Here is a 4,548-nt window from a genome sequence, read left to right as displayed (position 1 = left end):
CATGAATCCCACCCCTTGTGAAACCCAACCACTTTGCTTTTTTGATTCCAGTTGGCCGGTCATTTACGAGGATAACCATCTGCTGGCGGTTTATAAACCATCAGGACTGCTGGTGCAAGGGGATCGTACCGGCGACGTCTGCCTGCTGGATCTGGGCAAACGATGGCTCAAGGCGCGTTACCACAAACCCGGCAAGGTTTTTCTGGGGTTGGTACACCGTCTGGATCGCCCGGTGGCCGGGGTGGTTCTGTTTGCCCGTACATCCAAGGCGGCGGGTCGTCTGTCTAAACAGTTCCGTGAGCGGACCGTGCAGAAGCATTACCTGGCCGTGGTCAGCGGCACGGTTGCCGGTGATTCTGAACAGCTGATCCATCATATTGAACGCCGGGAGCGTTGGAGCCGTGTGGTATCGAGGCCCACAGAAGAAAGCCAGGAGGCGCGGCTGCGCTATACGGTACTTGGTAGAGATGATGATAAAAGCCTTCTGCGGGTTTGCCTGAAAACCGGCCGGCGCCACCAGATCCGCATTCAACTGGCCCATATGGGGCACCCGCTGATAGGGGATCTTCGTTACGGTGCCGAGACGCCGCTTCCCGAGCGTCAGATCGCCTTGCTGGCCCATTCGTTAAGCGTGGATCATCCCACCCGGGACGACCGAATAATATTGACCAGCCCGATCCCCCTGCAATGGCCCTGGCCGGATGACAAATTATCAGACAGCCAACACGCCCCCTGGGATTGGGGGGCATTTGCACCGATAATCGATTCTACCGCAACCACTTAAAGATCGGATATCCATCATGGTTCAGCCTGTTTACCTGGATTATAATGGCACCACCCCCCACGACCCGGAAGTGATTACGGCCATGCAGCCATTCCTGGAAACTGAATTCGGCAACCCCTCCAGCTCGCATTGGTACGGCATCCGGCCAAAGCGGGCCGTCGAGACGGCCCGGCGGCAGGTGGCCGGTCTGCTGGGCTGCCAGCCGGATGAGGTATTTTTCACCTCAGGCGGCACCGAGTCCAACAATCACGCCATCAAAGGCATGGCCCGTGCACTTAGGGAAAAAGGCCGCCATCTCATCACGAGCACGGTGGAGCACCCGGCGGTGTTGGACGTGTGCCGTTACCTGGTGCAGGAAGGCTTTGAGACCACGTTTGTTGATGCTGATGAGACCGGCATGATCCGTGTGGACGATGTGGCCGCCGCCATCCGGCCGGACACCATCCTGATTTCCGTCATGCATGCCAACAATGAGGTCGGAACGATTCAACCCATCAGCAAAATCGCCGGGATCGCAAGGCAACAAGGAATATGCATTCACACCGATGCGGCCCAGAGCCTCGGCAAGATTGTGGTCGATGTTCAGTCGATGAACGTAGATATGCTCTCTGTGGCCGGGCATAAACTTTACGCCCCCAAGGGCGTCGGTGCGCTTTACGTGAGAAAGGGGTTGCTACCGGAAAAATTCTGCCATGGGGCGGGCCAGGAGATGGGCTGGCGGGCCGGGACTGAAAACGTCATGGCGGTCGTGGGCTTGGGAAAGGCCTGTGAGATGGCCGAACGCAGCCTCGATTATGCCGGCCGGCACCTCAAGGCCATGCGGGACCGGTTGCACACGGGTCTGGCCGACGGCCTGGCGGATATGAACCTTAACGGCCACCATGAATACCGTCTGCCCAACACCCTGAGTCTCTCTTTCAAGGGGCTGGAGGCCAACCGCATCCTGGAGGAGATCGGCCTGGATGTGGCCGCGTCGGCTGGCGCCGCCTGCCACTCGGATACCGTTACCCTGTCGCATGTCCTCGAGGCCATGCGGGTACCTGTGGAATGGGCCAAGGGCACTGTTCGCTTTTCCACGGGACGGATGACCACCGCCGATCAGATCGACCGTGCCGTCACTGTTGTCGTCAGTGCCGTAAGACGGTTGCGTGGATTGACGGCCGTCCGTTAAATAGTTGCCAAAAAATGATTCGATGGAAAGGAGTGGGAATGACAGTGTTGCGCATATGCGGGTTTTTCGTCTTGGTCTTCTTAGTGGGTGTGCCGCATACCGGTGCGCAAGGGCTTGAATTGAATGATGACGGTCGACAGCTTATTTTACAGGCCAGGCAAGCATTTGACAGTGATCTGAGGAATCAACCGCTTGTGATCGACGCTGCCATTCAAGACTATGTGGATTCGATCTGCCGAAAGCTGATGTCTACCGGCGATACCATTCCGTCGGGTGTGACGCTTCAGGTTACGGTGATCGATTCTCCCAAGCCCACGGTCTACAGCTATGTGGACGGCCATCTGGTGGTCAGTTCGGGGTTGGTTTTCGGTCTGGAGAACGAAGCCCAGTTGGCCGGCGTACTCGCCTCGCAAATGGCCTATCTCAGCGAAGGCTATTACCTGGCCCTGTACCAGCAGATCAAAGCTGCAGAAAGACGCAAGGGGCGCACGGCCATCGCGGGGGCCATCTTTGGTGTGCTGCTGGATTCGGCAGTGGATTATACCGTGCAGGCCCAGGGCATCGACCTGACTGAATCGATAATCAGCGGCGACGCGACCTATAGCGAAACCATGAAGCGCCTGGCTGCCATCGAAACCGCCCACGGCGCCTATTACAGCATCAAGGATGTGATCAACAGCATGCCGACCAAGGATGCCCAGGGAAGAGCCATCGATCCCCGCCTTCAATTTGAACCGGTGGCCGATGCCCAGGGAATGATTCTTTGCGTCCAATCCGGTTACGATCCGGTTCAATGTGCCCGGGGTTGGACCAACATTCAGCGCTTGGACCACGATTGGTTGAAACAGGAGCAGCAGGCCATGGGGGCCTTTGCCGAGCAGATTCGTGCGCAGCAACGCCTTATCGAGAGCAACTTGCAGAACCTACGCCAGCAGATGGGGGACACCGGCTTGGTTCAGACGCCCAGTTACGTTCAGCCCTCCAAAGCCCAATTTGTTGCCGGTTTGACCAACATGCAGGAGGTCAAGGAGGCGACCGCTGGCAGCGGCATGAAGGTCGGCCAACAAACCTACATGGATTTCATTACCCATATCCTGCTGCCTCGGGCCCAGGGAGCCTTGGCGGAAGATCGCTACGATGAAGCCCATCAAGATTTTGCAACACTCTATGCGCGGGGTGTGCGCACCGCCCCGGTAGCCTATGGGCTGGCCAAGAGCGAACTGGGGGACTTTGCCTTCGGCGCCAGTCCGGCCCAGGTCAAAAGGGCTGAAAAAGCATACCGAGAGGCCGCTCGTTTGGATCCAAAATATGCAGCCCCGTATCGAGGTCTTGCCGAACTATACAGTGATACTGAGGACTACGAAGCGGCTGTTGAAGCCTGGCGTATCTTTCTCAAGCTGGCCCCGGGTACGCATGACCGAGCAAAAATTGAACGCCAGATTAAAACCCTTGAAAGAAAGGCCAAGCGATGAAAGCGACCTGCTTTTTGTTGACCAGCCTGGTGACGCTGCTCTGGGGCGCATCACCGGCAATTCCCGGAGCCGTGAATTTGCGCTATGGTTTCGCTCCCGGGCAGCAGTGGGAGTGTACCCGCATGAGTCGCATGACCTTCGTGGTGATGGGACAAAAGCAGACCCAACAGCAGCGGCACACGCTTTTATATGCCGTTTCCAAAGGCCCGAAAAAGAATTGGGTTAGTCTAACCGCTCGCTATATCAACCCGCCCGCTAAAACTGATGCGAACAAATATGCGTTGGGTCAGTATGATTTTACCTTTACGGCCGATGTTCACACCAGCGGCGATATTCGCAACGTTGTTGTTGCAGGGGTCGACAAGGTCATGCAGGACCCTTCTTTGGGCCCCCAGGAGAAGAGCGCCCTCCTTCAATCCAATAAGATATTGGCCGAGTCGCTAAAACCAGCGGTATTCTGGTTCCCCGAACTGCCCGAAGAAGCACTGCTTCCCGGAGACGAGTTCGAAGACAAGCGCACCCACGGTTTTAAAGACCCGAACATGGCCAGCAGCACGAAGACCCGCAAGGTATTCGTGTTGGAGGACATCAGCGAGGGGCTGGCTTATTTCAGCACCAAAGAACGCCATGCAACCAAGACGTCCACCATGGGCGGAGAAGTGGATGGATCCTCCACGGGTAAGGGTGAAGTCATATTTGATCTCAAAGAAAGCATGTGGATCGAGTTGACTACCCAATCCAAGATGTCTTTTTCCGGGGCAATGATGGGCGGCGGAGATGGTCAGGAAATGCTTATGACCGAAAAAGTGGTCCTGCAGCGCCGGTAACCAAACCTTCAGAAGAATAGATATTGTTCACCCGGGGGCGGCGCCGTTTTTTTCAAGATGGTATCGGCCCTGATCACTGGCATATCGGGGCCGTTGAAGTTGACGATTAGAACCATGCCGTCCACCCGGATCCCATTTACTTCATACAGTTCTTGCAGATGCCGTCAACGCGGACTTCCACCTTGTCGATGCGGCCGGGAAAGGTTTTCCACAATTCGTCGCTATCCACATTCAGGCTGTCCGGGGTCAAACAGTCCATCTGGCCGCAACGCTTGCAGTAAAAATGGGGATGGG

At 56.6% G+C, this 4,548-nt stretch carries 4 protein-coding genes; all 4 read left to right on the top strand.

Going from position 1 to position 4,548, the window contains the following annotated elements; translation table 11 throughout:
- A partial coding sequence (locus QNK41_RS05465) for an RNA pseudouridine synthase (protein WP_319254567.1) occupies positions 1–784 on the top strand: 784 nt, incomplete at its 5' end.
- 16 nt (positions 785–800) lie between these two features.
- Positions 801–1,955 carry a cysteine desulfurase family protein gene (locus QNK41_RS05460; RefSeq protein WP_319254565.1) on the top strand — a complete coding sequence of 385 codons (1,155 nt, stop codon included), beginning with the start codon at positions 801–803 and terminating at the stop codon, positions 1,953–1,955.
- A 38-nt stretch (positions 1,956–1,993) separates the two neighbouring features.
- Entirely contained in the window at positions 1,994–3,427 is a 1,434-nt protein-coding gene (locus tag QNK41_RS05455) for a hypothetical protein (protein ID WP_319254563.1), read from the top strand.
- Positions 3,424–4,254: a hypothetical protein gene (locus QNK41_RS05450; protein ID WP_319254561.1), complete on the top strand. Its 831-nt coding sequence runs from the start codon at positions 3,424–3,426 to the stop codon at positions 4,252–4,254. The genes QNK41_RS05455 and QNK41_RS05450 overlap by 4 nt, the downstream gene beginning before the upstream one ends.
- The last annotated feature ends 294 nt before the right edge of the window (positions 4,255–4,548 follow it).

Origin of the sequence: Desulfosarcina sp., assembly GCF_033791525.1 — a bacterium.
Taxonomy (GTDB): domain Bacteria; phylum Desulfobacterota; class Desulfobacteria; order Desulfobacterales; family Desulfosarcinaceae; genus Desulfosarcina.
This window is presented reverse-complemented; position numbering and strand designations above follow the sequence as displayed.

Bases quoted from the DNA above. Each gene is read 5' to 3' on its own strand.
- QNK41_RS05450 (WP_319254561.1), top strand. From the start codon at position 3,424: ATGAAAGCGACCTGCTTTTTGTTGACCAGCCTGGTGACGCTGCTCTGG.
- QNK41_RS05455 (WP_319254563.1), top strand. From the start codon at position 1,994: ATGACAGTGTTGCGCATATGCGGGTTTTTCGTCTTGGTCTTCTTAGTG.
- QNK41_RS05460 (WP_319254565.1), top strand. From the start codon at position 801: ATGGTTCAGCCTGTTTACCTGGATTATAATGGCACCACCCCCCACGAC.